The sequence below is a fragment of the Sulfurimonas sp. genome (genome assembly GCF_026991475.1).
GTDB lineage: Bacteria > Campylobacterota > Campylobacteria > Campylobacterales > Sulfurimonadaceae > Sulfurimonas.
In genome coordinates, this window is sequence record NZ_JALXBK010000008.1 from 1 (window position 1) to 2,586 (window position 2,586).

The 2,586-nt window shown below is 43.3% G+C and carries 1 protein-coding gene; it reads right to left on the reverse strand.

Annotated features, from left to right (window positions below; genetic code table 11):
• Positions 1 to 2,586: efflux RND transporter permease subunit (locus MV589_RS00605; protein WP_297431060.1), on the reverse strand; the 2,586-nt coding region annotated here is incomplete at both ends.

Genomic DNA, 2,586 nt, shown 5'->3' on the forward strand with positions numbered 1-2,586 from the left:
CATAAAACAACAGGTATGTTGCTGGCAGTATTAAAAGCGTTAAAAGTGTCGAGCTGATGATGCCTCCTGTTATGACCACTGCGAGCGGGTACTGTATTTCACTTCCTACTCCCGAGGCATAAAGCAGCGGGAGTATGCCAAAGAGTGTGGTAAACGCAGTCATTAGTACGGGTCTTAAACGCAGTAGTGTTGCATCTTTGAGCACTGTTTTTAAAGGCACATCAGGGAATTTCAAACGCAGCTCATCTATAAAGCTTACCAAAACAATGCCGTTTAAAATGGCAATGGCAAAGATGGCCAAAAACCCTACAATAGCTGAAACAGAGAGATAGATACCACTGAGAAGCAGGGCAATTATGCCTCCTATAAAGCCAAAAGGGACATTAAGTAAAATAATGAACGCCTTTTTAAAGGAGTTAAACGCAGTATAGAGGAGTAAAATGACTACTAAAAGCGTAATAGGAATGATGAGCATCAGTTTTTGTGTTGCCTCTTGCATATTTTTAAAGTCACCTGCCCAGCCTATGTAGTAACCTGCGGGCATTTTTACTTTTTTCTTTATTATTTTGTCAGCCTCTTCTACAAATGAGGCGATGTCACGTCCCTCTACATCCATTGAGAGCACCATATAGCGGCTGAGGTTCTCACGCTTTATAAATGATGCACCTTGGACTATCTGAATGTTACATATTTGCGCTAAAGTGACAAGTTTGCCGCTTTTTGAGCGCAGCGTCACATTTTTGAGCGACTTTATATCTTTTTTGGCGTTTTGTATCTTTGCCACGATGCCAAAGCGTCTTATGCCTTCTATTTTTTGAGTAACTGCCTCTTCGCCGATACCATTTCGTATAACCTCCATGACTTCATCAACGCTGATGCCATAACGTGCAAGTGCGAGATAGTCAGGTGCGATTTTTATCTGTGCCTGACCGAGCTGCGTTTCAATCTCCATTCTCTCAAGACCGTCTACATTTTTTATGGCATTTTGTATCTCTTTTGCAATGTCATCGAGTACTTTTTGGTCATTTCCGTAAATTTTGATGGCAAGTTCGGCTTTCACCCCCTCTAAAAGCTCTTCAATACGCATTGCAATAGGTTGTGTCGGTACGAACTGTACATAGGAGAAGTGTTCTCCTAAATCTTCACTCATTCTTTTTGTGAGTGCAGGAAGGTCTTTTATGTCAGGTTTAAGCGTTAAGAGAATTTCCATATAGTTCGCTTGTGCGGTCTCTCCCTTTTCACTTCTTCCTATCATCGCAAGTACCGAGCTAACATCATTTGAGTAGTTTTTCAAAATATAGCTCTCTATTTTTTTAGAGGTATCTACTGACTGAGTAAGTGCCGTTCCCGGAATGGCAATGACACGGTACATAATCGACTCTTCATTGAGCGAAGGCAGAAACTCGCGCCCTTGTAGGGTTAGTATATATGCCAAAACTATAAAGAGCACACTTACTGCTGCTAAGATTGTCTTTGCATTGTTAAGTGCTAAACGCAGTGCAGGGGTGTAGGCTTTTTTTATCGCTTTCATCACGCTGTTCTCAGCTGATTTTGAGGGTTTGAGCAGCATCAAAACAAGTACAGGTACTAAAATGAGTGCAACGAGTAAAGAGCCAAGCATTACAAAGACGATGTTAAGTGCCATTGGTGTGTAGAGCTTTCCTGCTAGCCCGTCAAGTGAGAGCAGAGGAATAAAAACCGCCGCAATGATAAGCACCGCAAAGGTGACAGGCTTTGCAACCTCTTGCGCAGCTTGGGTGACAATGGCAAGTTTTGGCGCATCGGGCTTTTCGTGAATGAGTCGAAAAGAGTTCTCTACTATGACGATGGTTCCATCGACTATCATTCCCACGGCAATGGCTAGCCCGCTCAGACTCATAAGGTTTGCCGAGAGATTATAGTAATCCATCAACAAAAATGCAATAAGCAGCGAAATAGGAAGTGATATAATGACTATAAATGCGCTACGCAGCTCGAATAAAAAGAGAAAAAGAACAATGGCAACTAAAATCACACCACTAAGGAGTGCCGATGTCATCGTGTTTACCGCTTTGTGCGTTATCTCTGTTCTATCATAGATGGTTGCTATCTTGACACCATCCGGCAGGGCTGTGTTTACGGTTTGTATCTTCTCTTTGAGGCGCTCTACTACTTTGGCTGCGTTTGTGGCGCTGCGTTGGAGCACCATTCCCATGACCGCCTCTTTTGCATCGATGCTTACTGCACCAAAACGAGGAGCCGAACCTTTGGCAACATTTGCAACATCACCGATGGTTACAGCTTGTCCTTCTGTTGCTTTTACTATGGTGTTGCGGATGTCATCTAATGTTTTGTAGAGACCTGCACCGCGAATGAGATACTGTTCACGGTTAAATTCAAGATACTGCCCACCGGCTGCTTGGTTAGACTTTTGGAGTGCTTGGATGATGTCATCGTACGTAATGCCAAAATCTTGGAGTTTTTTCGTATCTACCAAAACATTGTACTGCTTCTCATCTCCTCCCCAGCCGACAACCTCTTCAACACCCGAGACCGACTTAAAAAGTGGAGCGACGATGTACTCCTGCATCTCTTTAAGCTCACGCA